This window comes from Bacillus mobilis, assembly GCF_001884045.1.
GTDB lineage: Bacteria > Bacillota > Bacilli > Bacillales > Bacillaceae_G > Bacillus_A > Bacillus_A mobilis.
In genome coordinates this window covers 1-25,510 of record NZ_MACF01000150.1, presented here as the reverse complement: position 1 = coordinate 25,510, position 25,510 = coordinate 1, and the positions used below count along the sequence as shown (strand labels likewise).

30 protein-coding genes and 1 riboswitch are annotated in these 25,510 nt (G+C 34.8%); of the genes, 21 read left to right on the top strand and 9 right to left on the bottom strand.

Annotation, left to right across the window (positions count from 1 at the left end; genetic code table 11):
• Positions 1-10 precede the first annotated feature (10 nt).
• From BAQ44_RS29020 to BAQ44_RS29000, 5 genes are all read left to right on the top strand, one after another.
• Positions 11-835, top strand: a complete 825-nt coding sequence (locus BAQ44_RS29020) for a DUF4430 domain-containing protein (protein ID WP_071725253.1) — start codon at positions 11-13, stop codon at positions 833-835.
• Between the two features lie 22 nt (positions 836-857).
• Positions 858-1,736: an energy-coupling factor transporter transmembrane component T gene (locus tag BAQ44_RS29015; protein ID WP_071725251.1), complete on the top strand. Its 879-nt coding sequence runs from the start codon at positions 858-860 to the stop codon at positions 1,734-1,736.
• Positions 1,709-3,370 carry an ABC transporter ATP-binding protein gene (locus tag BAQ44_RS29010; RefSeq protein WP_211274105.1) on the top strand — a complete coding sequence of 554 codons (1,662 nt, stop codon included), beginning with the start codon at positions 1,709-1,711 and terminating at the stop codon, positions 3,368-3,370. Before BAQ44_RS29015 ends, BAQ44_RS29010 begins: the two co-directional genes overlap by 28 nt.
• Positions 3,343-4,044 carry an ECF transporter S component gene (locus BAQ44_RS29005; RefSeq protein WP_071725248.1) on the top strand — a complete coding sequence of 234 codons (702 nt, stop codon included), beginning with the start codon at positions 3,343-3,345 and terminating at the stop codon, positions 4,042-4,044. Before BAQ44_RS29010 ends, BAQ44_RS29005 begins: the two co-directional genes overlap by 28 nt.
• A 184-nt stretch (positions 4,045-4,228) precedes the next feature.
• Positions 4,229-4,951 carry a YwiC-like family protein gene (locus BAQ44_RS29000; protein WP_071725246.1) on the top strand — a complete coding sequence of 241 codons (723 nt, stop codon included), beginning with the start codon at positions 4,229-4,231 and terminating at the stop codon, positions 4,949-4,951.
• Between the two features lie 32 nt (positions 4,952-4,983).
• On the opposite strand, the gene BAQ44_RS28995 is transcribed toward BAQ44_RS29000, so the two are convergent.
• On the bottom strand, positions 4,984-5,175 hold the full coding sequence (locus tag BAQ44_RS28995; RefSeq protein WP_000545003.1) for a hypothetical protein: 192 nt from the start codon (positions 5,173-5,175) through the stop codon (positions 4,984-4,986).
• A gap of 122 nt (positions 5,176-5,297) precedes the next feature.
• A riboswitch (SAM riboswitch) is annotated at positions 5,298-5,396 on the top strand.
• 40 nt (positions 5,397-5,436) lie between these two features.
• Between BAQ44_RS28995 and BAQ44_RS28990 the strand changes: the two genes are divergently transcribed.
• From BAQ44_RS28990 to BAQ44_RS28975, 4 genes are all read left to right on the top strand, one after another.
• Positions 5,437-5,754: a hypothetical protein gene (locus tag BAQ44_RS28990; RefSeq protein ID WP_071725244.1), complete on the top strand. Its 318-nt coding sequence runs from the start codon at positions 5,437-5,439 to the stop codon at positions 5,752-5,754.
• 254 nt (positions 5,755-6,008) lie between these two features.
• On the top strand, positions 6,009-6,398 hold the full coding sequence (locus BAQ44_RS28985; protein WP_071725242.1) for an SWIM zinc finger family protein: 390 nt from the start codon (positions 6,009-6,011) through the stop codon (positions 6,396-6,398).
• A 23-nt stretch (positions 6,399-6,421) separates the two neighbouring features.
• The gene (locus BAQ44_RS28980; RefSeq protein WP_071725240.1) at positions 6,422-6,997 is read left to right on the top strand and encodes an NAD(P)H-dependent oxidoreductase; all 576 of its coding nucleotides are present in this window, start codon (positions 6,422-6,424) and stop codon (positions 6,995-6,997) included.
• Positions 6,994-7,347 (top strand): group-specific protein, encoded by a 354-nt coding sequence (locus BAQ44_RS28975; protein WP_071725238.1) that lies wholly within the window; start codon positions 6,994-6,996, stop codon positions 7,345-7,347. Before BAQ44_RS28980 ends, BAQ44_RS28975 begins: the two co-directional genes overlap by 4 nt.
• A gap of 40 nt (positions 7,348-7,387) precedes the next feature.
• On the opposite strand, the gene BAQ44_RS28970 is transcribed toward BAQ44_RS28975, so the two are convergent.
• On the bottom strand, positions 7,388-8,734 hold the full coding sequence (locus tag BAQ44_RS28970; RefSeq protein ID WP_000490004.1) for a short-chain fatty acid transporter: 1,347 nt from the start codon (positions 8,732-8,734) through the stop codon (positions 7,388-7,390).
• Between the two features lie 407 nt (positions 8,735-9,141).
• Here BAQ44_RS28970 and alo point away from each other — a divergent pair, with 407 nt between their 5' ends.
• The 4 genes from alo (at position 9,142) to BAQ44_RS28950 (ending at position 12,280) form a co-directional block, all read left to right on the top strand.
• The gene (gene alo / locus BAQ44_RS28965) at positions 9,142-10,680 is read left to right on the top strand and encodes an anthrolysin O/cereolysin O family cholesterol-dependent cytolysin Alo (protein ID WP_071725236.1); all 1,539 of its coding nucleotides are present in this window, start codon (positions 9,142-9,144) and stop codon (positions 10,678-10,680) included.
• Between the two features lie 240 nt (positions 10,681-10,920).
• Complete coding sequence (locus tag BAQ44_RS28960; protein WP_071725234.1) at positions 10,921-11,478, top strand: TetR/AcrR family transcriptional regulator; 558 nt, start codon at positions 10,921-10,923, stop codon at positions 11,476-11,478.
• Between the two features lie 14 nt (positions 11,479-11,492).
• Complete coding sequence (locus BAQ44_RS28955; RefSeq protein ID WP_071725231.1) at positions 11,493-11,855, top strand: DMT family transporter; 363 nt, start codon at positions 11,493-11,495, stop codon at positions 11,853-11,855.
• Positions 11,852-12,280 (top strand): YvaD family protein, encoded by a 429-nt coding sequence (locus BAQ44_RS28950; protein WP_071725229.1) that lies wholly within the window; start codon positions 11,852-11,854, stop codon positions 12,278-12,280. Before BAQ44_RS28955 ends, BAQ44_RS28950 begins: the two co-directional genes overlap by 4 nt.
• Positions 12,281-12,475: 195 nt before the next feature.
• Here BAQ44_RS28950 and BAQ44_RS28945 read toward each other — a convergent pair whose 3' ends face one another.
• From BAQ44_RS28945 to BAQ44_RS28935, 3 genes are all read right to left on the bottom strand, one after another.
• Positions 12,476-13,732 (bottom strand): serine hydrolase domain-containing protein, encoded by a 1,257-nt coding sequence (locus BAQ44_RS28945; RefSeq protein WP_071725227.1) that lies wholly within the window; start codon positions 13,730-13,732, stop codon positions 12,476-12,478.
• A 100-nt stretch (positions 13,733-13,832) separates the two neighbouring features.
• Positions 13,833-15,032 (bottom strand): MFS transporter, encoded by a 1,200-nt coding sequence (locus BAQ44_RS28940; RefSeq protein ID WP_061679220.1) that lies wholly within the window; start codon positions 15,030-15,032, stop codon positions 13,833-13,835.
• A gap of 15 nt (positions 15,033-15,047) precedes the next feature.
• On the bottom strand, positions 15,048-15,464 hold the full coding sequence (locus BAQ44_RS28935) for a MarR family winged helix-turn-helix transcriptional regulator (protein WP_071725225.1): 417 nt from the start codon (positions 15,462-15,464) through the stop codon (positions 15,048-15,050).
• 174 nt (positions 15,465-15,638) lie between these two features.
• On the opposite strand from BAQ44_RS28935, the gene phaZ reads away from it, so the two are divergent.
• The 4 genes from phaZ to BAQ44_RS28915 all read left to right on the top strand — a co-directional run bounded on the left by phaZ (position 15,639) and on the right by BAQ44_RS28915 (position 18,350).
• On the top strand, positions 15,639-16,550 hold the full coding sequence (gene phaZ / locus BAQ44_RS28930) for an intracellular short-chain-length polyhydroxyalkanoate depolymerase (protein ID WP_116758433.1): 912 nt from the start codon (positions 15,639-15,641) through the stop codon (positions 16,548-16,550).
• Between the two features lie 72 nt (positions 16,551-16,622).
• Entirely contained in the window at positions 16,623-16,856 is a 234-nt protein-coding gene (locus BAQ44_RS28925) for a hypothetical protein (protein ID WP_071725220.1), read from the top strand.
• 113 nt (positions 16,857-16,969) lie between these two features.
• Positions 16,970-18,166, top strand: coding sequence for an MFS transporter (locus BAQ44_RS28920; protein WP_071725218.1), 1,197 nt, complete (start codon positions 16,970-16,972; stop codon positions 18,164-18,166).
• Complete coding sequence (locus BAQ44_RS28915) at positions 18,150-18,350, top strand: NETI motif-containing protein (RefSeq protein WP_000166305.1); 201 nt, start codon at positions 18,150-18,152, stop codon at positions 18,348-18,350. The genes BAQ44_RS28920 and BAQ44_RS28915 overlap by 17 nt, the downstream gene beginning before the upstream one ends.
• A 100-nt stretch (positions 18,351-18,450) precedes the next feature.
• Here BAQ44_RS28915 and BAQ44_RS28910 read toward each other — a convergent pair whose 3' ends face one another.
• Entirely contained in the window at positions 18,451-18,861 is a 411-nt protein-coding gene (locus BAQ44_RS28910) for a DUF4279 domain-containing protein (protein ID WP_071725216.1), read from the bottom strand.
• Positions 18,862-19,195: 334 nt separating this feature from the next.
• Here BAQ44_RS28910 and BAQ44_RS28905 point away from each other — a divergent pair, with 334 nt between their 5' ends.
• Complete coding sequence (locus tag BAQ44_RS28905) at positions 19,196-19,651, top strand: VOC family protein (protein ID WP_071725214.1); 456 nt, start codon at positions 19,196-19,198, stop codon at positions 19,649-19,651.
• A gap of 110 nt (positions 19,652-19,761) precedes the next feature.
• On the opposite strand, the gene BAQ44_RS28900 is transcribed toward BAQ44_RS28905, so the two are convergent.
• A complete protein-coding gene (locus BAQ44_RS28900) occupies positions 19,762-20,862 on the bottom strand; it encodes an S-layer homology domain-containing protein (RefSeq protein ID WP_071725213.1) in 1,101 nt (366 codons plus the stop codon).
• Positions 20,863-21,267: 405 nt separating this feature from the next.
• Here BAQ44_RS28900 and BAQ44_RS28895 point away from each other — a divergent pair, with 405 nt between their 5' ends.
• On the top strand, positions 21,268-21,600 hold the full coding sequence (locus BAQ44_RS28895) for a DUF3895 domain-containing protein (protein ID WP_071725211.1): 333 nt from the start codon (positions 21,268-21,270) through the stop codon (positions 21,598-21,600).
• Positions 21,601-21,698: 98 nt separating this feature from the next.
• Here the strand turns inward: BAQ44_RS28895 and BAQ44_RS28890 are convergent, their stop codons facing one another.
• Positions 21,699-22,406 carry a DNA alkylation repair protein gene (locus BAQ44_RS28890; RefSeq protein ID WP_071725209.1) on the bottom strand — a complete coding sequence of 236 codons (708 nt, stop codon included), beginning with the start codon at positions 22,404-22,406 and terminating at the stop codon, positions 21,699-21,701.
• A 346-nt stretch (positions 22,407-22,752) separates the two neighbouring features.
• On the opposite strand from BAQ44_RS28890, the gene BAQ44_RS28885 reads away from it, so the two are divergent.
• Positions 22,753-23,211 (top strand): hypothetical protein, encoded by a 459-nt coding sequence (locus tag BAQ44_RS28885; RefSeq protein WP_071725207.1) that lies wholly within the window; start codon positions 22,753-22,755, stop codon positions 23,209-23,211.
• A gap of 181 nt (positions 23,212-23,392) precedes the next feature.
• Here BAQ44_RS28885 and BAQ44_RS28880 read toward each other — a convergent pair whose 3' ends face one another.
• Positions 23,393-24,619: an MFS transporter gene (locus BAQ44_RS28880; protein WP_071725205.1), complete on the bottom strand. Its 1,227-nt coding sequence runs from the start codon at positions 24,617-24,619 to the stop codon at positions 23,393-23,395.
• A 224-nt stretch (positions 24,620-24,843) separates the two neighbouring features.
• Here BAQ44_RS28880 and BAQ44_RS28875 point away from each other — a divergent pair, with 224 nt between their 5' ends.
• Complete coding sequence (locus BAQ44_RS28875) at positions 24,844-25,425, top strand: TetR/AcrR family transcriptional regulator (RefSeq protein ID WP_071725203.1); 582 nt, start codon at positions 24,844-24,846, stop codon at positions 25,423-25,425.
• Positions 25,426-25,510: the final 85 nt, after the last annotated feature.

Here is a 25,510-nt window from a genome sequence, read left to right as displayed (position 1 = left end):
GAGAGACAACATGAGTAAGATGAAGTGGTTTATTTCTTTCATGCTTTCACTTGGGCTACTTGCCGGATGTGAAGAGGCAGCTGTAAAGCCTGAGAAGAAAGTAGAACCAAAGCAAGAAGAGGTAGCAAAACAAGAAGAGAAAAAAGAAGAAGCGAAACCGGAAGAAAAGCCGGAAGAAAAACCGGCTGAACAAGAGCAAAAGCAGAAAGAGAAGCAAGAACAAAAAGTAGAAGAGAAGCCAAAAGAAGAAAAGCCACAGGCACAACCGGAAGTAAAGAAAGAAGAGAAACCGCAGGAACAGCCTGCTGTTAATAAACAACCAGAACAACAAAAAGCACAAGAAGAGAAACAACAAGAGCAACTAAAAACGCAAGAAGTAAAAGAAGAAGCGAAGGTTGTGAATCAGCCGAAAGAAACACCGAAGCAGGAGCAAAAAGTTGATCCGAATAAAGAGGAGAAAACGATACCGACTCCGACCGTTCCAAAGCCAGTACCACCTAAACCAGATACAGTACCAGAACCACCTAAACCACAAGCAAAACAAGTTACTATCTCAGTAAAAGGTAATGAAGGATACTTATTAGGTGCGAAAAAGGTTGATGTACAAGAAGGCGATACAGTTTATAAAGTATTGCAACGTACCGGATTAGATGTGGATGCGAGTGGCTCTAAAGGTGATATTTACGTAAAAGGTATTAATGATTTATATGAAAAAGATATTACAGATACTAGTGGATGGAAATATCGTGTGAACGGTGCGTTTCCAAACCATAGTGCAGGTATAGTAACAGTTAAACCAGGAGATACAATTGAGTGGGTGTATGTATTAAAATAAGAAAGGCATTCGGTAAAGGACTATGAAAATAAGTTTTTCTTCTTTACATCCTTTTGTGAATTTTTTCTATTATATCGGGGTGATGATACTATGTATGATGTGTCTTCATCCTCTTTTTTTAATTGGGGCAATACTATTAATCGTTATAATCAATGTGATGCAAGGGAATAGCGAAAAGATAAGAAAGATGTTACCGAGCACAATCGTTTTCTTTTTTATGGTCATTTTATTTAATTCGCTGTTAACACATAGAGGCCGAACTACGTTATTTTGGTTAGGTGATAGCCGTATTAAGCTTGAGGCGATTATGTATGGAGTAGTAATGGGGTTATTATTAGTTGCGATTATGTTTACGTTTGCTTCGTATAATGATATTATTTCGAGTCATAAATTTTTATATTTGTTTTCTAGAATTTCACCGAAAGTAGCATTGTTAACGATGATTACGGTGAGGTTTGTTCCTTTGTTTATGAGGCGATTACAGAAAATAACACTCGTCCAAAAAACGAAAGGTGTACAAGTAGATGCAGGTTCCATTGTGGAACGGGTGAAAAATGGTATGCAATTATTGCAAGTATTATTAATTTGTTCATTAGAAGATGCGCTGCAAACAGCAGATTCTATGCAAGCTCGTGGGTTTGGTGTGACGAAGCGTACGACATATATTCGGTATAGAATGGAAAGGCGAGATTGGTATACGCTCAGTTATTTAAGTATTCTACTTATCATTGCTATTGTATGTAGTACGTATGGCGGAGGAAAGTTAATCATTTATCCGAAAGTCGAATCTATTTTATTTCAGCAATACGATGGAATGATGTTTGTCATATTTACGATGTTTATTAGTCTACCAATTATAATGGAAGGAAGTGAGTGGGTATGGTGGCGCATGCAGAAATAAAAAATTTATCATTTGTATATGCTGATGAAAACGAATATGCGTTACAGCATATTTCTCTTTCTATTCAAAAAGGAGAGTTTATTGCACTTGCTGGAGGATCAGGATCTGGGAAGACGACTTTATTGAAACATTTTAAAAAGGAATTACTTCCAATCGGTACACGTTCAGGAGAAATTTTTTATGATGATGTTTTATTAGAGGAAGTACCTGATTTATTATCTGCACAAGAAATTGGCATGGTATTTCAAAATCCAGAAAATCAGCTCGTAATGGATACAGTCATTCAAGAATTAGCATTTTCTTTAGAAAATATCGGATTACCATCACATATTATTCAAAAGCGAATCGCAGAGCTTATTAGCTTCTTAGGATTTCAAGATTTATTGCATCAATCTGTTCATACGTTATCTGGTGGGCAAAAGCAGCTTGTCAATTTAGCTGCGGTATTAGTTATGCAGCCGAAATTATTATTATTAGATGAACCGACGGCGCAATTAGATCCAATTGCAGCGAAAGAGTTTTTAGGATTGTTAAAACGTATAAACGAAGAACTTGGCATTACGATCGTTTTAAGTGAACATCGTTTAGATGAAGTGATACCACTTGCTACGCGCGTTATTTGTATGAATAATGGCGGAATCGTATATGATGGAAATCCTAAAACGGTTATAGCGAACATGTGGGAAGTTGAAAAGTTCCGTCCATTTATTCCGCAAATTCCAAGATTGTTTTTAGAGTGGAATGCGAAAGATATTCCGTTTACAGTGCGAGAAGCGCAAATGAAACTGAATAACTTGTCAGCGATATCATATGTGAATGAGCCAATAGCACAAAATGAAAAGCGAGAAGTCATTTTAAGTGCAGAGCATATTTCGTTCCAATATGAAAAAAATAGTCCGCTTATTTTACGAGATTTAACTGTATCGATTGAAAAAGGAAAATGGGTAGCTCTCGTTGGGAAAAATGGTACAGGTAAGTCTACACTGTTAACGATTTTAGCTGGATTACAAAAAGCGAGAAGAGGGAAAGTAAAGTGGAATGGGAAAGTGATACATAAAATTGATTCGAAAGAACGATTTAAAAGGATCGGGTATGTATCGCAGCATCCATATTATCATTTTACATTTGATACAGTGTGGGATGAGGTGTATGAACGTGCACGTGAGTTATACGGAGAACAAGGAAAAGAAATAGCAGAAGATATGCTAAAACAGTTTTGGTTGTACTCGCTTAAAGAACGCCATCCACATGATTGTAGCGGGGGAGAGCAACAATTACTTGCGTTATGTACTACGTTATTATCAAAGCCGACTTTATTATTACTGGATGAACCGACAAAGGGATTAGATCCGTGGAAAAAAGAAAGAGTAGGAGAGCTATTTAGGAAGTTACAACAAGAAGGTACAACTATTGTAATGGCGACGCATGATATTGAGTTTGCAGCGAAATACGTTGATCAATGTATGATGTTATTTGACGGAGCAGTTATTATGAATGATGCACCGAAAGAATTTTTTAGTGGTAATTTCTTTTATACAACATCTATCAATCGATTCATTCGAAAAGAGTTGCCATATGCATTAACGTGGGAGGATGTGTACGAAGCGTGTCCAAGCGATATGTTGCATTCATAATATGTATTTTTGCAGTAATAATAGGCACATTACTCTTTACTACACTTATCATGGATGGCTATTACATGCTAAGTAGTTTGTTTTTATTAGTTGTTATTATGTTACCGTTTTATATCCGCTTTGAAAGAAAGGCGTTTGTTTCACGTGAAATTGTTCTCGTTGCTGTGTTAGCGGCAATTGCAGCAGTAAGCAGAGTACCATTTTCTATTTTACCAAGTGTACAACCGACTTCTTTTGTTATTATCGTTTCTGCAATCGTATTTGGAAGTGAAACTGGTTTTATGATCGGTGCAACAGCAGCTATCGTATCTAACATCTTTTTAGGACAAGGTCCGTGGACGCCGTGGCAAATGTTTTCGTGGGGAATGATTGGTTTTATAGCTGGATTATTACGGAATACATTTTTAATGAAAAAGCTATGGGGAAGATTACTCTACGGACTGTTTGTTGGATTTTTATTTGGCTGGATTATGAACTTCTGGGGGCTTCTCGGTTTTATACGTGAGGCAACGTGGGAAACAGTCGTTTCATATTATATTGCAAGTTTTTATTTCGATTTGAGCCATGCGATTTCGAATGTTATTTTCTTACTATTATTTAGTACGTCTTGGATTACGATTCTTACGAGATTCAAAAAGAAATATGGCATATTAGATAAGCATAACATGGCATAGAAAAGCATATTCATATAAGGTAGGGTCGCGACTTACATATTCGTTTGCCTCTTTCATGCTTCTTACATATTGTAAGGAGCATTTTTTATTGTCAAAAAATCGATTCAATATATGTCCGTTATTATATGAAATTATTTGTATAATAGTAGGTGAGAACTATTTTCAAAAGGGAGGTGTATAGTTAATGAAGTTAGTTATTCCGAAGCAACACGGTGCATGGGCCATGCTCGTTATACCATTTCTATTAAGTGTCATACTTGGGAAACCTACTATGTATCATATTCCATTGTTTGTAGCTTGGTTCTTAATCTATTTAGCTACATATCCATTTCTTACGTACATAAAGCAAAGACGAAAAAAAGAGTATTTACATGCAGCGATTGTATATTTTATCATTGCTTTCGTATTTGGGATGATTTCTCTATTATATGAATGGCGCATTCTTTTATTCGTAGCAGTAATGATTCCATTATTTATAGTAAATATGTATTACGCTCGTCAAAAAAATGAAAGAGCGTTACTAAATGACATTAGTGCGATTGTTGTTTTCTGTATTGGTGGTTTAGTTAGTTATTATTTTTCAATGAAACTTATAGATAAAACAGCACTATTTATTGCGCTTATTTCATTTTTATATTTTTTAGGAAGTACGTTTTATGTGAAAACGATGATACGTGAGAAAAATAATCCGAAATATCGTTTTATATCATGGGGGTATCATATTCTATTAACAATCATCGTATTTGCTATGAATCCGTGGTGCTCTCTTATCTTTATACCGAGTGTTATTCGGGCAATTATGTTGTACGGCAAAAAGATTTCTATTATAAAAGTAGGAATTTTAGAAATTGCTAATTCTGTATATTTTTTAATTATAACGGTAATAATTATGAAGTATGCCATTTGAAAAAACTTCCCACCTTATGATGGGAAGTTTTTTCAATCTTGTTCTAAAATGTGAACCGTGTAATCACAGCGTTGAATAGCTTGTTCAATCGCATAAAGAGATTGTTCAATACGTGCGCGATTAAAATCTTTTTCCACAGTTTGTAGCGCTTCTTCTAAACAATGTTTTGCTTCTTGTAATGATTGAAAAGAATTTTGGACATATCCGCGAGCATTTTCATGCATTTCATAATCCTCCTTGCATATTCATATATGTGTAGTATGAACAGTAAAGAAGAAAATATTATTTGTTATATTTGTTTGACAATTAAAATGAAATTACGTATAGTAAGAATTAAGTGAATATTTTCTTATCCAGAGAGGTGGAGGGACTGGCCCGATGAAACCCAGCAACCGCGATGCAGGTGCTAATTCCAGCAGAACATATTTGTTCTGGGAGATAAGACGAAGATATATACGTAACTTCTTCTTATCGGAGAGGTTTTTTTGTTGCAAAAAAACCGATTACGAAAATTTATATTAAGAAGAAAGGGGTTGCGAAGTACTGTGACACTCGAAAAATACGTAAAACTGCGTAGTACAGTTTATGAATATATGATAGAGCAGAATAAGCCAATATCATTGTTAGATATTCAAGAACATATCGTTTCGCATCATGAAGGAAAATTCACGAAAAAGATGTTACATCAATTTTATTTATCAAGACTATTAGATGAACTAAAACTGGATGGGAAAATTACATTAGCTGATGAATATCTCTATACTGAAAAAGGGGTATTTTATAAGGCGAGAAAAGGGAGCTAAGCTCTCTTTTTTTTGAAGTATGTAGAGTAAAAGACTGCTTAAGCAGCCTGATACAAGGGAATGGTGTTGAGTGTGTAGTGTCAAAGATTGAATGTGCCTGAAAGAGGCACTTCATATCGGCTGCAAATGAAAAGAGACACCTCCGCCGAATAGGTGTCAGTCGTTTTGTCATATAGACTTGCTATTTGACAGTTATTAGAATAACATGCAGGGGTTATGGAAGTCAAAAGGGAATTAAAGGAAGAGGTGTTGTTATGTACGCTTACTTATTACAGGATATAACGAAATGGATTCCTAAGTACATTTTGGATAAAGGGTATGAATATTATGAAGAGGGACATGTAGAAGATGTGGAAATACAAGACAAGAAAATATTTGCTTTCGTTACTGGAAATGCAGGAAACTATGAAGTAATTATTGATCTTGAAGATTTTACAGAAAGTAGCTGCGAATGTCCATATGAAAACTATTGCAAGCATATGGCCGCAGTTGTTTATGATATTCAAGGTGCTGGTGAGAGTACGGTGAAAGAGAAACTGAAAGATTTAGACAAGGAAGAGTTACTTACCGTATTAAATCGTTTATTACAAAGTTCGAAAAACGTGCAAATTGTAGAGAAGATGTTAAAGAAGGGGAAACTTTAACTTATAGAGGGAGCTGTTTTGTAGTGAATGTACTAATTGTATACGCTCATCCTAGTCCTTCCAGTTTTAACGCGGCGATTTTAAAGCATGTGCAAAAAGGATTACAAAAAACTAATCATTCGGTTACGGTACTTGATTTATATAAGGAGCAATTTGATCCAGTCCTTGTATTTAATGAGGAGAAAAAAAGACGTGATTTAGTAAATGAAGAAGAAACAGCTCGGTACAGAACGTTAGTGGAAGAAGCAGATACGTTTCTATTTATATATCCAGTATGGTGGTGGGGGATGCCTGCTATTTTAAAAGGATTTATTGATCGCATTTTCGTTGCTGGATTTGCTTATAAATATGAAGGTGCTTTGCCGAAAGGCTTATTGAAAGGTAAGAAGGCATGGGTAATTAATACGTTAGATTCACCATTATGGTACGTCGCACTATTATATCGATCAGCAGATTGGATTATGATGAAGAGAGGTGTGTTACGTTTTTGCGGCATTCGCGATATAAAACGGTCAGTTTTTCAATCTGTGAAAACGAGTAAAGTAGAGAAGCGGGAAAAGTGGTTATTACAAATAGAAGAAAAGGCTCGTACGTTATGAATGAAATGGAACGTATTATAAATTGTTGTCAGTATGATAACGAACTTTTTCGTACATATATTAATTGCTTACTTCAATTGAAGAAATGTAGTGAAACGTTTCAACAAATGAAGATTCAATTAAGAAATGATTATTTAATAAGAGGGATTTGTGAAAGAGAAGTGGATGAGGTAGTAAGAGGAAGTAAAGAATATGAAACGTATTTTCTTCCTAAAGCGTTACAGTGGAACTTCCTTAAAAACAATCCACATTTAATTGAAAAAGTATGTGAAGACTTTTTTGCATTTGAGGCGTTATATCTTACGGAGATAGAGTGGGAGGACGTAATAAATTGCGTGGGAAATAAGTGATTTATTATATAAAAAAGCTAGTATAAAACTAGCTTTTCGTTTAAATAAATAGGAAACATAGACTAATGATAAATCCTGCATATAGTAAGTTAACAACGCAAAATCCCATAATATCACGAGCACCTAAACCAGCTATCGCTAATGCCGGTAATGCCCAGAATGGTTGAATCAAATTCGTCCAAGCATCGCCCCACGCAATTGCCATTGCTGTTTTTGCAGCGGGTACACCAAGTTCAGCGCCAGCTGGAATCATAATGGGTGCTTGCACAGCCCATTGACCACCACCAGATGGAACGAAAATATTAACGATGCCAGCACTTAAAAAAGTGAAGAGCGGGAAAGTCGTTTCGTTTGAAATGCTAATAAAGAAATTCGAAATAGCTCCTCCAAGTGAAAGTCCTTCACTATTTGCTCCAATCATCATTCCCATAATTCCAGCATAAAACGGAAATTGAAGTAAAATACCAGAAGCACTTTTCGTAGAGTCTGAAAAGGCACGAATATATTGAATCGGAGTACGGTGGAAAATAAGTCCAGCAATTAATAACATAAAAATAACGATGTCTAGCGTAAGGTTAAAGCCTTTCGTATAAAAGTAATTGAAAATATAAATGAGACCTAACAATCCAACGCAAAGTGTAATAATGATACTATTTTCCATTTTTTCGGCAAATGTATTGTTTCCTACTTCTTGAGCAGCAGCTTCTTCATGGAATACGCTAGGATCTACAGTTATCGTATGTTTTTCATCTGGATGCATCGCTTTATTAATGAGAGGCATCGTAACGAGAAAAATAATAACTGGAACGAGTGCGTATGGTGAGAATAGCGTTTCTGTTATTGGAATCGCTTCTTTAATACTGCCAGCTGTCGTTTTAATTAACGTTTCTCCGCCAGTTGCTAATGTAAGAGGAATAGAAGCAGAAAGCCCTGCATGCCAAATGAGAAATCCAGAGTAAGAAGAAGCAATTGCAAGTCTATAATCTAATCCTTCAAGCTGCCTTGCCACTTCTTTTGCATATAAAACAGATACAACAATACCAAATCCCCAGTTTATGTATGCCCCTAGTAAACTTACGATTGAAATGGCAATAATACCTTGTCCATTCGTTTTCGGTAGTTTTGCCGCTTTCGTTAATCCTTTTTTAATGAGGGGAGCATTTGCTAAAGCAGATCCTGTCACGAGTACAAGTGCCATTTGCATAGAAAAGGCGAGAAGTCCCCAAATTCCATTACCCCAATGATTAATCATTTCCACAGGTGTTTGGTGAGTCGCAAACATGCCGAAGAAAATAACAAAAACAGTTAATAAACATGATAAAATAAACGGCTCTGGCAAGAAACGTTGCACTAAGGCGACGCAACCATTTGTAAAAGAACGAAACAAAATAGATCAACCTCCTTATGTATATTTATTACAATTATTCGAGGTTGTTTCGTTTATAACCTTTTGGAATTAGAAAATTCTGATATTTTTTAGAGGGATTGAAATATTGTCAAGAAGAGTAGTACCATCATCACCCTGACAGAAAAAGTTGCTTTTCCTCAATATGAAATATTGCATATAAAAATGAATTGATGCAAATGCAAAAGCTTATTATAATGAAAGCATAAATATACAACACATCTTAATACAGCAAAGAGGAGGAAGTAATATGGAGATCGCAATGGCAGTTTTAAAATTTTTAGGTGGAGTAATTCCTTTAGTTCAAGAACTTTTAAAAGCGTTTATGTAAGTTTATTAGTTAGCTATCATGTATCAATTATTATTATATCTTACTAAAAAAGAATGGGGTGATTTTTCTGAATAATAAGAAAAATATCAAGAGAAGAAAGTTCCTTGCATGTTTATTAGTTAGTCTGTGCACTCTTAATTATTCATCTATTTCTTTCGCAGAAACACAAGCCGGTAATGCAACTGACATAACTAAAAATGCTAATGGCATTGATACTGGTATAGCAAGCCTTACATATAATAATCAAGAGGTTTTAGCTGTAAATGGTGATAAAGTAGAGAGTTTTGTTCCGAAAGAAAGTATCAATTCAAATGGTAAATTTGTAGTAGTGGAACGCGAGAAAAAATCACTTACAACTTCACCAGTTGATATTTCGATTATTGATTCTGTAGTGAATCGCACGTATCCAGGAGCTGTACAACTTGCCAATAAAGCTTTTGCAGACAATCAACCGAGTTTATTAGTGGCTAAGAGAAAGCCTTTGAATATTAGTATAGACTTACCTGGCATGAGAAAAGAAAATACAATCACTGTCCAAAACCCGACATATGGTAATGTGGCTGGAGCAGTAGACGATTTAGTATCTACTTGGAATGAAAAGTATTCCGCAACACATACGTTACCTGCAAGAATGCAGTATACAGAATCTATGGTTTATAGTAAATCACAAATCGCAAGTGCTCTTAATGTTAATGCTAAATATCTTGATAACAGTCTAAACATCGATTTTAATGCGGTTGCAAATGGAGAGAAAAAAGTGATGGTAGCGGCATATAAGCAAATATTCTATACCGTAAGTGCTGAACTACCTAACAATCCATCCGATCTATTTGATAATAGTGTTACTTTTGATGAGCTAAATCGTAAAGGAGTAAGTAATTCAGCTCCACCTGTTATGGTCTCAAATGTAGCTTATGGTAGAACGGTTTATGTAAAATTAGAAACCACATCTAAGAGTAAAGATGTACAAGCTGCTTTTAAAGCTTTACTTAAGAATAACAGCGTCGAAACGAGTGGACAGTACAAAGATATTTTTGAAGAAAGTACCTTTACTGCTGTCGTATTAGGCGGAGATGCAAAAGAGCATAACAAGGTTGTTACAAAAGATTTCAATGAAATCCGAAATATCATTAAAGATAATGCTGAATTAAGTTTGAAAAATCCAGCATACCCAATTTCATATACAAGCACGTTCTTAAAAGATAATGCAACTGCTGCTGTTCATAACAATACAGATTATATCGAGACGACAACTACAGAATATTCAAGTGCTAAAATGACACTCGATCATTACGGTGCTTACGTTGCTCAATTTGATGTATCTTGGGATGAATTCACATTTGATCAAAATGGGAAAGAAGTACTAACACATAAAACATGGGAAGGTAGTGGCAAAGACAAAACAGCTCATTACTCTACAGTAATCCCTCTTCCACCAAATTCAAAAAATATAAAAATCGTAGCAAGAGAATGTACAGGTCTTGCATGGGAATGGTGGAGAACAATTATTAATGAACAAAATGTTCCGTTAACAAATGAAATAAAGGTTTCAATTGGAGGAACAACATTATACCCAACCGCTAATATTAGTCATTAGGTTGGAGTGAAGCGCCCTGTTTATAGGGCGCTTTTTAGTAGTGCTTAGTGACTGATACTTTCTATACATTCATTTGATTGTTGAATATGAAGGTATGAATCTCATCGCTCTTATGTTTTACCTGTTTCGATTTAAAAAACAGAAAATTTAAAATAACAGTTGTGCGAAATGTGTTAAATATTGTAAAATGAGTTGGTACCATAAAAACTAAGTTGGTACCAATGGTTTAGGGGGCGGATTATGAAACAAAGAATAGTAACAGAAACAAGTCAACAAATTCAAACGAAGGGGTTTACATTTACAATAAGTGACTTAGCAAAACAATTAGCTGTGAGTAAGAGGACAATTTATGAGCACTTCTCTTCAAAAGATGAGATAGTAGATGAAGTTATTCGTCATGTAATAGAAAGTATTCAAGAAAAGGAAAAAAATATCGCTGAAGATGATACGTTACAAACAGTTGAAAAAATAAGACTCATCTTAATTTGCATTCCACAACAATTTAAATTCATGGATGCACGTTTATTAGTAGAATTAAAAAAACATCATTATAATCAATGGTTAAAATTAGATCAGTTTTTACGTGAAGGCTGGTCTACTGTAATCGGTTTATTAGAGAAGGGAATGAGAGAAGGAAGCATAAGAAAAATGCAAATTCCGTTTTTTATTGAAATATATTTGGGAGCACTGAATCGCATATATGATCCGATGTTTATTGAAAAGAGTGATTATACATTAGGGAGTATACTTGAATCTATTATGGACATATTGCTGTATGGAATTTCTAATCCGGAGTAGAAGGTGGGAGAATAGTGCAGTGGATTTATTTATGCTTAGCAATTTTATTTGAAGTAGCAGGTACAACTGCGATGAAACTCTCTGATGGATTAACGGAACTTGTACCAAGCATACTTATTTTTGTATTTTATGTAGTAAGTTTTGTATTTCTGTCATTCGCATTAAAGGGGATGGAAATGTCTGTTGCCTATGCGGTTTGGTCAGGTATGGGAATTGTAACGATTACAATAATTGGCTTCTTTTATTTTGGAGAAAGTATTAATGCAATTAAGATACTAGCAATTCTTTTTATTTTAATTGGAGTTGTAATTTTAAATTTTAATAGTACGGTACATGAAGCGAAGAAAAAAGAAATGGTGGAGGAACGTATACATTGAATCGTTTAAAGTGTTTTTTTCTTATTACTGATTTTGGGTTTGTTATATATTGGTTCATAACAATTTTTCATATGATTCCACAAGAGTATTTGTTTAAAGATTATGAAGACCCTATTTTGGTAGCATGGAATTGGTCTTTTCTTCCTCTAGATTTGTTAATCTCGTTAACGGGATTTTTAAGTTTGTATTTACATTCTAAACAAAAACATATTTGGAGCCACTTTGCATTCTTATCATTAATTTTAACTTTTTGTTCAGGCTTACAAGCTCTAGCATTTTGGACAATCCGTTTAGATTTCGATATTTCTTGGTGGATTCCTAATTTATATTTATTAGTTTACCCATGCTTCTTTTTAAAAAGTGTTTGGAGAGAGTGTGGATGTTATGAGACGAATATGAAAAAAGAAAGAAAAGAATTCATTTAATACAAGAAAGACAAGATTTTTAAGCACATTCGAATTCTAAATCAGTTTTTTCGCTAGCCATACAACAGAAGTCAAAACAATTTCCGAAATGAAGATAGCCGATGTTTTCTTAATGTAGGAAGCAGCATCGGCCTGTATGATTTATATTGGGTTAGTTTACGTTTCGAGAATTTCCCCAACAAGAAAAAGCTTCCACTACTGTGGAAGCTTCTCTAAATGATGTGCAATATCAATATACATATTTGAGTAAACTGAATGGATTTCATTACTTGGTGTAGCGTTAGAAGAGAAGTGGACAATGATCAAATTTGCTGTCGGATCGATGTAAAGGGTTTGTCCGTAACTACCTAACACTTCAAAAGCATCTTGTTCATTGTGCGGAATCCACCATTGATTATGATAAGAAATGGAAGCTCCAGGGCCAACTGCAAGTTCACCTTCTTGAACATTTTTTATATCTTCAGAAATAGAAGAAGGGAGAATTTGTTTTCCGTTATATTCCCCGTTGTTTAATAGTAATTGCCCGAATCTCGCCATATCTCTAGCAGTTGCATTTAAGCCTGCGCTTGCTTGTTCTACTTTTGTTTCATCTGTAACGTAATATGCGCTTTCTTCCATACCAATTTGAGACCATATTCGTTCGCTAACATTTTCCGCTAATGATTTACCAGTGATCGTTCGAATCACCCAAGCGAGTGTTTCAGCTGATCCGTTATCGTAAGAAAAATCGGAACCAGGCGGTTCAGTTTCTTCTACTTCTCGTAACATATCATAAATTTTCATCGGGCCGTCGTAGTTTTTACCTCGAGGCAAAATATTGCTCGCTAAATATAGTTGTGCATCTTGATTTTCTAACGCTGGATGTTCATATCCGTGAGTAGGATATTCTACAGAAACTTGCATGTCCATTAATTGCTGAAGTGTGGCATTACCGAACGGTGTATTTTTTAATTCTTTTATATATGTGTCAGCTGTTTTTTCTAAGTCAATACGGTTTTCTTCAGCAAGAGATTGTATAATTGCCCCGGTAAAGACCTTCGCTAATGACGCCATGCCATGAGGTTCACTCTCTTTATACCCATTGAAATATCGTTCATATACAAGTTGTCCATTGTGTACAATGACAAAAGCATCCGTTTTATTATCGTCTAAAAGTTTTTTTAGAGGAGTCGTTCCAAATCTACGCTCTACAGCAAAATCATCTAAGTTTTGTAATGCAGTAGAGAAGTGGGATACTTGATCCGGGTTATTTTTCACCTCGTTAATTAAAGTGAATTCTTTCATATGTGTATACGACCAACGTAAGTAAGGATCATCTAACCAATTTTTCTTCGTCACGTTATTTTTCGATGGGATTGTTTTATTATGTTTGAAGTATGTAAAACCGAGCCCTGTAATTACAAATATAAATGTGATTATGAGTAAGAGTAGGGGAGATTTTTTAAGTTTCATAGGGGTCCCTCCTTTTTATTTCTATTATAAGTATACGCTTCTAGTGAAAGAAATACAAAATAAGGAAAGTAAACGGGGAAGTTTACTTTCCTTATTCATGTTAAGCGGAAACTTTTCCGTCTGTATGTTGTTTCTTGAATTTTTGTTTTCGTCCGTGTAATCCATAATAGAGAAGTAAAGTGAATGCAACGATAATAGCTGCGATGAAATACATATTATGGTAACTTGATTTCGCTGCGACGATACCTAAAATGAAAGAACCAAAACCGAGACCACTATCAAAGAATGAGAAGTAAGTAGCTGTCGCAGAACCACGTCGATGGTTTGCAGCGGCAGAGATCGCAATCGTTTGGAAACTTGGAATTAATGTTCCATAACCTAAACCGATTAGCATACCTGCACCAAGGAACCAAAACGGAGTTTGCGCTTGGCTTAAAATGAACATCCCTATTGTGAAAATAATGATAGCTGGGTAAACAAGTACATTTTCACCGAAGCGATCGAAAATCTTTCCTGTAAATGGACGAGAAATTACTACAACGAGTGCGTATAAAATAAAGAAGTAACTAGCAACTTCTCCTAAACCGAGCTCTTTCGCATAAATAGGAATAAAGGATAAAATACCACTATAAGAAAAGGCTAAAACAAATCCTGTCAGAGCGATCGGAATAGAGGCTGGTTCAATTAAGTCCTTCCATTTCATTTTTTCTCGTTTTTGTTTGCTCACTGGTACTTCATGCGGAATATTTACAAGTAGTCCTAATAAAAATGCAAGCAATGAAAATACGGAACAAACGATAAATAGTACAGTAAATGAAAAATGAGAAATAATTGTTAAACCTAAAAAAGGACCAATTACCATCGGCAAACTCATGAATACGCCGAAATAGGCAAGTGCTTCGCCTCGTCTATGAGCTGGTGCAACATCAGTTACAATTGTTCCTGTGGCTGTTGTTGCCATACCGAACCCAATACCATGTAAGAAGCGAAGGGCAAGTAATAAAAATAAACTTTGCGCACCGAAATACATAACGGTAGCAGCTAAAAATAATGAAAGTGAAATAAATAAAATTTTCTTTCTTCCTAATTCATCAAGCCATTTTCCTGTAAATGGTCTACATAAAACAGATGAAATAAGAAAAACAGTTGCAACTAAACCAATTTCCTCAGGTTTTCCTTTTAGGCCGTCTATTACATAGATAGGTAAAGTAGTCATAAGCATATAAAATGTTAAGAAGAGAAATAGACTACTAAAACAAGTTCCGAGGAAATCCTTCGTCCAAAGTTTCTCACTTTGCATCGTCATCCCTCCAATTTAATCTAAGTTTTTAATGATTTGTTGTAACACTTGAAATGCTTGATGTAACTCATCTTCGTTAATACCTTCTAGTGTCTTTTCTTCAAAAGTATCAACTTCTTCTTGCCATATAGGAATCATTTTTATCGCTGTTTCTGATAACGAAATGAGCTTCTCACGGCGATCTTTTCCTTCAGTACGAATAATCCAACCCATCGTCTCCATACGTGTTAACGTACGAGTCATCGTTGGTGATTCAACATTTAAATACTGACATAATTCTGTTTGTGTGCAAGAACCGGTTTGATTAATGCGGAAAATAACGGCCCATTGTGCACTAAATAGCCCAGTTGGAGATACGCGTTCATTAAATTTCTTTGTGAATTTTCGAGAAGTCTGGCTGACAATGTGAAAAAAATGTTGTTTTTCGTCCATATAGTTAGATCCTTTCAAATTAGTTACCTAGCTAACTATATACTTTTTTATTATAATTGTCTAGTAATAGACATGTTGATTTATGTAAAAATTTCGTATAGGTTTTATGTTGAGAACATACATTCTGCATGTTATTCTTTAAGTAAGTAAAGAATTTTCTTTCTATTAAAAAGAATGGGGGAACTTGTGATGATTAAGCCTGCAACAATGGAGTTTGTTTCACTATCGAACGGAGAAACGATTGCGTATCAGGAAGTTGGAAGGCAAAATACAGAAATTCTTGTACTCATTCACGGGAACATGACATCGTCACAACACTGGGATTTAGTTATTGAAAAGTTGCAAGATCAATACCATATTTACGCTCTTGATTTAAGAGGATTTGGCCAATCAACATATAATCAATCGATAGATTCATTACAAGACTTTGCAGAAGACGTAAAACTATTTATCGATCAATTAAAACTAGAGAAATTTTCATTAATGGGATGGTCAATGGGCGGTGGCGTTGCGATGCAATTTACAGCGAATTATCCAACGTTTGTCGAAAAGTTAATTTTAGTAGAATCAGTGGGCATGAAGGGATATCCAATTTTTAAAAAAGATATAAACGGGCAGCCAATCGTATCAAGTTTAGTAAAGACGAAAGAAGAGGTTGCACAAGATCCCGTACAAATTGTTCCAGTGCTAGATGCGATAAGAAATATGAATAAATTATATTACCGTACAGTATGGAATCTATTAATATATACACATAATCAACCTGAACCGGATCGTTATGAAAAGTATTTAGACGATATGTTAACGCAGCGTAATTTCGTAGATGTGAATTATGCGCTCATTACATTTAATATTTCGGATGAACATAACGGGGTTGTAGAGGGAAATAAGCAAATTCATCATATTAAAGCTCCAACACTCGTCATACAAGGTGACAGAGATTACGTCGTACCGCAAGTAGTCGGTGAGGAATTAGCAAAACATTTACCAAATGCAGAGTTGAAGATATTAGAAGATTGCGGACACTCACCGTTTATAGATTGCTTAGATGTATTTATAAAACATGTTGAGGATTGGTTAGAATAGAATAGAAATAATCCCCGAAACTAAAAGTCTTGCATATACTATAACATTTGTATGCAAAAGGGGAGAATGTCAATGCATCACCCATTTTTAGTCGCGTATTCGCCATATAATCATCATGCATATACAAAAATGGTGATAGATCCGCTGTATATGCAAGTTTCACCAGTTGTAGTTCCTTTACAAATGCAACATACGCAGCCACCAATTACTAACGCACAGCAATACGCATACGGAACTGCATTTTATAAAAATCCGTATTTTAAGCAATTTCATAACAACGTGAAAGCACAAGTTTGGGATGGGTAAGAAGCTAAAAGATTCATTCTTTTAGCTTCTTTTTAATTGTGAATATTCGTACACGCATTTGAAGAAACAGTTTATAATGAAAAGGGGAAAGTGCGAGAAGGAGAGGGAAGAGGATGTCGATGCGTTTTACTTTTTGGATTATGGTTGGAATTGTAGCGATCTCAGGTTTGTCACAAGGGATGCTATTACCGGCCATTGCAATGATTTTTGAACAAGAAGGGGTTAGTTCAAGTATTAACGGTATTCATGCGACAGCATTATACATTGGGATATTAGCTATTTCACCGTTTCTTGAAAAGCCGATGCAAAAGTTTGGAATGAAGCCAATTATCGTTATTGGTGGGTTTCTCGTTATTATATCATTATTCTTTTTTACCCAAACTTTTTCATTTTGGGTATGGTTTATTCTTAGATTTCTAGTTGGAGTCGGAGACCATATGCTTCATGTCGGAACACAAACATGGATTACGACAACATCAGACCCAAGTAAAATTGGTAGACAAGTGTCGATATACGGTGTATTCTTCGGAATTGGTTTTGCCGTTGGCCCGTATTTAGCAAGCACTGTGCAGTACGGTCTTGCAACACCATTTATTATATCTACTATACTTTGCTTAATAGGTTGGCTTTTACTACTGCCAACGAAAAATGCATTCCCAGCGCAAGATGAAAGAGAAGTGAAGAGCGAATCATCATTTTCTCGTTATAAACAAGTTGTTGGATTAGGATGGATTGCGTTACTAGGACCGCTTGCATACGGCGTACTGGAAGCAATGTTAAATAGTAACTTACCAGTATACGCGCTTCGTAAAGGATGGTCTGTTTCAGATGTATCCTTCTTATTACCAGCGTTTGCGGTTGGGGGCATTATTACACAAATCCCACTCGGGATATTAAGTGATAAATACGGAAGAGATCGTATTTTAACGTGGACGTTCAGCGTAAGTACGGGTATTTTCCTGCTCGCAGCAGTATTTGATCAATATTACTGGATCGTCTTTGCCTGTATGCTGTTAGCTGGTATGGTCATTGGATCGTGCTTCTCATTAGGTCTTGGATTTATGACAGATTTATTACCGAGACATTTACTACCAGCGGGTAATATATTATCTGGAATCGCCTTTAGTTTAGGAAGTATTATGGGACCTGTATTAGGAGGCGTATTTATAGAAAAAATACAGTATACAAGCTTTTTTATTGCGGTTATGATTATAATGGGAATTCTCGCAATGGTATATATGGTCTACATGAAGAATCAATTCGCATCAAGAAAAATAGAAAGTAGGTTAGGGCATGACAAAACAACCTAATAAAAAGAAATTTGAAGTACTCGAAAATGAAACAATTACAGACTGCTTAGCACGTATGGAACAAGAAGGCTATGCACCATCACGTCGCATGGAAGAGCCAATCTTTCATGAAGTGAAGAAAAACGGCAAAACAGAAGTTGAACCGTGCGGTAGAAAGATTGTATTTGAGGGGAAATTGAAGTAAGAAGTTATATAAAAAGAAATTGCTTTTGGGTACAAGCAAGGTAAAACATATAGTCACATAATAAACGCTGTTGATTCCAATATCAATAGCGTTTTTATTTTTAACAAATATATAGATCAAAATGAATTTCTGCTTGAATGGAACTAGCAAAATTAATAATCTCTTTTTGTAAATACATTGCGGGTGATTCGTTATTCTCCACTTGAATCACTACCATAAAAAGAAATTCTAAATCATATTTCTTCTTAAGCTGTTTTAATTGTTCTGTTTTCTCTTCAAGTGATTTTAGAATAACATGCAACTGATTATTTATATCGTAGGACTCTTGGTATCCAGTGCTTAAAGTCCAATCCGTCTCTTTTCTATATAGGGTTTTGGTGAATACAAGATTCGGATTATCACGTCTTGCAACAACATCTCCTTTTTTATAAGTTCTTGTAGGCTCGATACTTAGGGCTTCAGTAATTGCTTCAAGGGGGAATATATCACCCGTTGCACTAAAATAAGCCATAACTTTGGTTTTATCCAGAATGGTTCCTCCTCTATTAAAAAGATGTTAATCTTATTACATTATAAAAATTTATAAATGTAAATAGGATTTTTATCCTGCTATTTGTGGGCAGCAAAGCTTCTAATGGGAGAAAAGTAGGTGAGAGCCAATTTTTCATAAAAGCTCACTAGTTTCATTGTATTGAATTCCAGCGTTGGGGCATTAGTTAAAGCTGATACCTATACTTTTGTAGAAAAGAAAGATTATACAAAAGTAGGATGTTTAAAAATATATTAATTTGTATGATAAAAATAAAACAATTTTTTAAAAATCAGAATGTAGGGGGGAATATATAATGATAAAAAGCATATATGAAACTCATTTACATGTAAGAAATTTAGAGAATGCGATAGATTTCTATCAAAATAAGTTAGGCTTAACAGTTGCAAAAAAACACTCGAAAAGACGAGTTGCATTCTTTTGGGTAGGAGAAAGTAAAGATCAAATGCTCGGATTATGGGAAGTACATACGAATGAAGAATTTGAGACGAAACACTTCGCTTTTCGTGTAGATTTAGAGTTTTTAAAGACTTCTAAATTGTGGTTAGAGAAGCGTGGAATAGAGGTAGTAGGGAGTCAAGGGAAAGGAAATCGAGAGCCAATTGTTCAAAGATGGATGCCAGCTGCAAGTGTATATTTTCTAGATTGTGATGGAAATAAATTAGAGTTTATTTCTATGTTATATGATGATCCAGATGAATTAGAATATGCTACTTATTTAAGTGAATGGGATGCTGAGCACCAAGAATAATAAAGTGAAACTTTAATTGGAGGGCTTTATTAGATAGGAACAAAATAAAATCCCTCAAGAATATGGGCGTTCTTGAAGGATTTTTTATACTTTATATGGCTTGTAGCGTATTAACGATCTTCAGTTTTAGATATTTCAGCGCGTTGAATATAACCATCAGAGAAGCTGAAATAAAGAGAATAGCTTCCTCGTTTATATATAAAGCCTTCACTAGTCATATCTTCTCCGATTAAATCGGGTTCACCAAACCATTCTTTTAATTCGTGGATAGGGATATCCATTTTCACCCATATATATCTTGCGTCCGAAGGGTACATATCAATATAATAATCTCCGTATACCGCTATATTAGGTGCATCACATTCTGTACAAGGTGCTTGCTTCAAAACATCAGGTACACCAAATTCTTTTTTTACTTCGGATATATCTTTACGCAATGTATTTAATGTAAATGGACCAAACGTCCCATTCTGTAAAGCTGTTGTTAACATTTGTTTTAATTCTTCTTTTGAATTGATGTTGAAATTATAAGATCTGTTCTTTGCTATTGCATTATATAAAAATTGCGCATACTGCTCACGCTTCACAATCATATTTCCATTAAAAATACCTGACTCGTCACCTTGTGCTATACGGTTACTACGCACTGCATTTACAGATTCATAGGCCCAATGACCTTTTGGTACATCTTTAAAGTTACCTTGTCCTTTTAATTCTAAATGAAATGCTTTTTGTAATACTTCTGCCATCTCATACCGAGTTAATACATCATCTGGACGAAATGTACCTGTGCCATTACCTACCATAATTCCAGCTTGCGCAATGGCTTTAATATCCTTTTCAAACATATGATTTGTAATATCACTAAACATATTTCCCTGTTTATCGTCTGCTTTTAAACCTAAATGTCGATTGACTAAAGAAGCTACCTGTCCTCTAGTAACATTGTCTCCAAAACCAAATTTTCCATTTCCATATCCCTTATAAATCCCTGCTGACGCTAAGTAATCAATAGCAACTTTTGACCAGTGGTCTTTTGGTACATCTGTAAATACAGTGTCATTATTGCTAACTACCGTATAGTTTTTTTCATTAACGTTTGTTTTCGTAGTTGTTTCTGCATTTACTGTGCCTACCATCGTTGTAGTTGCTAGTGCTGCGGTTAGTACGAAGCCAAAAAACTTTTTAACTTTACTTGTTTTTCTGCCCATTTGTGAACCCCCTTGTTATATGAAACGAATTGAATAACCTAAACATTTAATATAATTTAATGTTTACATCGTGATTATAACATGTAATTAATGAATATTTACCATAAATTTCTATGGAATAAATGTCTATTTTTCTAACCTGCATGAAACTTAATCATCTTATTTATAAATCAATTCAACAAAAGCATATAAACTCCTTTTCGCTATTTGTGAACAATAAAACACGCCTTTTTTCAATCTACGATAGAAGACAGAACGTATATTTGGTATAATGAAAACATACTATATGAAACGATGTACATGAGTTTGAGATTTATGTAAAAAGGTAAGTAATACATAACAATAACTACGCTATAGGATTCAGTTCATGTTATACAAATCAATCGTTAGAAGGGAATAGAAGTAATGAATCAAATTTCATTTGAAGATTTATTTGAAGAAGAAAACAAACCAGCAAAGGTGGAGGTAGCTGATATACCAGTACCTTTATCGCCATTGCAAAAAGATATACTGGAATTAGTGGATTCTGAAGAAATAAGTGCTCTTGAGCTATGCGAACAATTAATACGATCTGGAAAAATATCAGATGAAAGATTCACAACGAATAAGCCTAAAGCATATGGAGAAGTATGCTTACTATTAGAAGGTTTTGTTAAAGAAGGAAAGTTTATTTTTGTCAAAAGTGATGAGAAAAGAGATAGGGTTTATAAATTGAATGAAGAAATGTTTAACGGATAAGGTGTACAAGAGGGGATGAATAATTTCCAGGGGGAGCTCATTCGTTTTTCTGATCAAAAAGGTGTCAATCTTGCTTAGATTGACACCTTTTTGATCATTTAACATCTAACATACTTACGTTTGAAACCAAGTCTTCCTCTATCAAGTTCTTTCTGAATACTTTCTGTAGCATCTAGCAAACTGCTCTTTTTATTTTCGCGTTTTATTTCAACTATACCAACTTCTTTTGCGATTTCGACTGCCTGTTCGTGGAGTGGTACATATGAAATTGCTACCGTATTTAGGAAATTATTCATAGCGGATTTTGTTCGTTCTGGCGAATCATGAATCGTATTTTTTACCATTTCAAGCATAGCGGCAATTTTGCTTTCGACAAATTCGTTGTCTTTGCGATTTCCTAAAAGCCAACAGTAGCAACTCCAGCCAGCGGACATTCTAAGCTCGTCCCTACTTGCAATCCATGTATCAGCAACATCTTGTGCAATATCTGACTCCGATAAAGTTACTGCTACTACATAATCAGATAGCATATAAAAATACGCCCCATCCATCCAGCGATTAAAATCAGATTCACTCATAGCTTTTGGATCCGCAATAATGCCTGCAAAGTACATAGCATCGTAGTTACCTGTCGCATAAAGTTCTTCAGCTAATTCTTGATTTAATTTAATTTTTTTAGCGATTGGTTTCATCGCACCTGTGGCTACGCCGAAAACTGGCTCGTGTGCGCCATTAGATATGTATATTTTTTTTGTTCTTTCTTTACCAAGGGCCTCAAGCTCTTGCATAACTGTTTTAAAATCCATTGCTGTGCACTTCCTTTCTTAATATAAAGACCATTTTAATTGTAAGTATCTAGCCTATGTTTTTTATCATGTCTATCATACTTCTTAATTTTAAATCTTAAGTGAGTAGGATGTCTACTTTCTGTAATTTATCGATAACTCAGTTAGTTATTTTGAAAGTCTAGCTTTTTATAATTGTGAGGGTATTATATGAAAGTAAACGGGAAGAAAATACAGAGATATAGCTTTTTACATAGATTTTTGGGATGAGGGGATGATATCTTTGGCTCCTTCTCGGTATTATCATGTTATTATTTGGTAAGGGGATAAATGGAATTTAAATGTAAGTATGAGGAGTTGCTTATAAATGATAAAGAAATTTACTAGAGTGGTACTAATTACGGTGATGCCAGTCAGTTTAATTATGGGTTGTGGGAATGCTGAAAAAACTAAAGCACAAGAGACGAAAGCGGTGCAATCTGAGAAAAAAGACTATATGGATTATTCATATGGTAGCAAAGGTATATTAGTAAGCAGCAAAGCGAAAGAACGTCAACAATACGAGATTGGATTTATAGATGACAACAAGTTAATAGGAATTGATGAAAATATTGAGGACTGTATTATTTTAGATAATAAAGATGAAGCAAGTCTCGTTTGGAAACAAATAGAGCGTGGATCCATTATTGAAGTGCAATATGGTAAGGATCGCAATGATATTGTAGGCGTACAATTAGTAGGAGATCGTGAGTCATACGAAATTAGTGATAAGTTTGATCGAAATACGATAAATGAGATCGTCGAAAATGTTAAAGGGAATTTGTAATAGATGTATTTCGCGAGTATAGGATCTATTATCATAAAATGATAAACCGCATACATAAAAGCTTGGAATCAACTGCATTTTTAATATGAAAATGCAGTTGATTTATTTTAAAAGGTACATGCTATTCTATAGTCTTGTAGCAAAATACGTAACCATAAATGAATTATTCCTCTTTCAGCTGTTATGATCGCCGTAAGGTTATTATCCAAAATAAAAGAGCACAAGCACTAACAGATAGACCTAATATGCATACTCCATCCCAACCATATTTTGCATACGTATTTGTTGAAAGAATTGCACCTGTTGCACTACCGATAGAATAAAAAATCATGTAACTGGCAGTGAGTCGACTTCTTACTTCGGGACGCACTGTGAACAGCATACTTTGATTGGTGACATGTACAGCTTGCACGGCTAAATCTAGAAGGATAATGCCGAAAACTAGTAATAATAGAGAGTGGTTAATAGATTTAATTAGGAGCCATGAGAGTATTAATAATGATAAGGCGATGCCAGTTGTTCTTTGTCCTAATCCTTTATCAGCTAATTGTCCAGCTTTAGTAGCAGCTAATGCACCCGCCACTCCAGCAAGACCGAACGCACCAATAGCTGTATGCGAAAGGTTATGTGGTGTAGCACTTAGAGGTAATACTAAAGAAGTCCATAAAATACTGAATGAAGTGAAAATAAGCAATGCTAATATTCCGCGAATGCGTAAGAGCCGTTCTTCCACAAATAATAAGAAAACAGAGTATATTAATTTTCGGTAAGATAGAGTTGTCACTTTGTTATGTTCAAGAGTAGGTAAATTTCGGTGTAACAAAAAAGTTACGCAGAGTAAAAGGATAGCAGAGGTGAGATAAACGGACCGCCATCCAGCTAAATCCGTTAATATGCCTGCAAATGTACGAGCAAGGAGAATACCTATTACAACGCCACTTGTAACGGAACCTACTATGCGTCCACGTTCTGATGGTTTAGCTAAAATTGATGCATATGCGACGAGTGTTTGCGTAACAGTTGCAAGAATTCCTACTAAGGCAATACCTATAAAAAGTATGGTGCTTGAGGAAGCGCATCCGATTATAATTAAAGCGAAAACAGATAATAGCATTTGGACAATTATTATTTTCTTTTGGTTTAATAAGTCACCAAGTGGAACTAATAAAAGTAATCCGATTGCATAACAAACTTGAGTAATAGTAATTACGATACCGATAGTTGAATGACTAATCTTAAATTCATTTGATAAAGAATCAAGTAGTGGATGAGCGAAGTATATATTTGCTACAGCCATCCCGCAAGCTATTGCGAATAATAGAGTCATATAGCGAGACATCGTTGCATGAACAGGTGAATGTATCTGAGTATGTTTTCGAATGGTCATCATTTTTTCTTTACTATTCATAAAATCAGCTCCTTTTTGCATTACTTACAAATAACATACCGAACGGTATGTTATTTGTAAGTAAAATATAATCTCGAATAAATATATATGTCAAGTTTATTTTGAGTTAATTATGATTTTTTGACATGTCGTTTATAATCTAATACGATATATAATATACCGATTGGTACATAAATAGTGATGTATAATTTTAATAATCAGTTGTAGAAAGGAGATGGTTTTAAATGGCACGACTACGTGAATTTGATGAAGAAAAAGCTTTAGATGCTGCTATGCAACTTTTTTGGGAGAAGGGATACGCAGCTACTTCATTAAGCGATTTAACTGCTAAAATGGAAATACAAAAGCCGAGTTTATATTCAGCCTTTGGTGATAAAGAGGGTTTATTTGAAGCGGCATTAAGGAGATACACAAATTTACATGCGGCTAATATACGAACAAAACTTCAAAACGAACAATCTGTAAAAGAAGCTATTCGGACGTTTTTTGAAAATATGGTGGAAGAGGAATATAAAAAAGAGTTTAGTAAAGGTTGTTTTTGTATTAACACAATGGTTGAACTTGCTCCTCATAATGAAAAATTTGAAGTACTGACTAGAGAACATCAAATGTATCTTACAGTTATTTTTCAAGAATTAATTACGAAGGGAATTCAATCAGGAGAACTACAAAATGATTTGAACGCTAAAGCATTAGCGCAAACATTAGTCACGTCCTTAATTGGATTAACAGTGTTAATGAAATCACGTCCAGAACGCTCTGTTATAGATAATTCGGTATCTATAATAGTGTCGTTAGTAAAATGATCTTTGGGTGAGGTGTTAATCAGCAAATTAGATAATAAGAAAGTTGATTCCTTATTAACATAAGCAATCGACTTGTTATAATTAT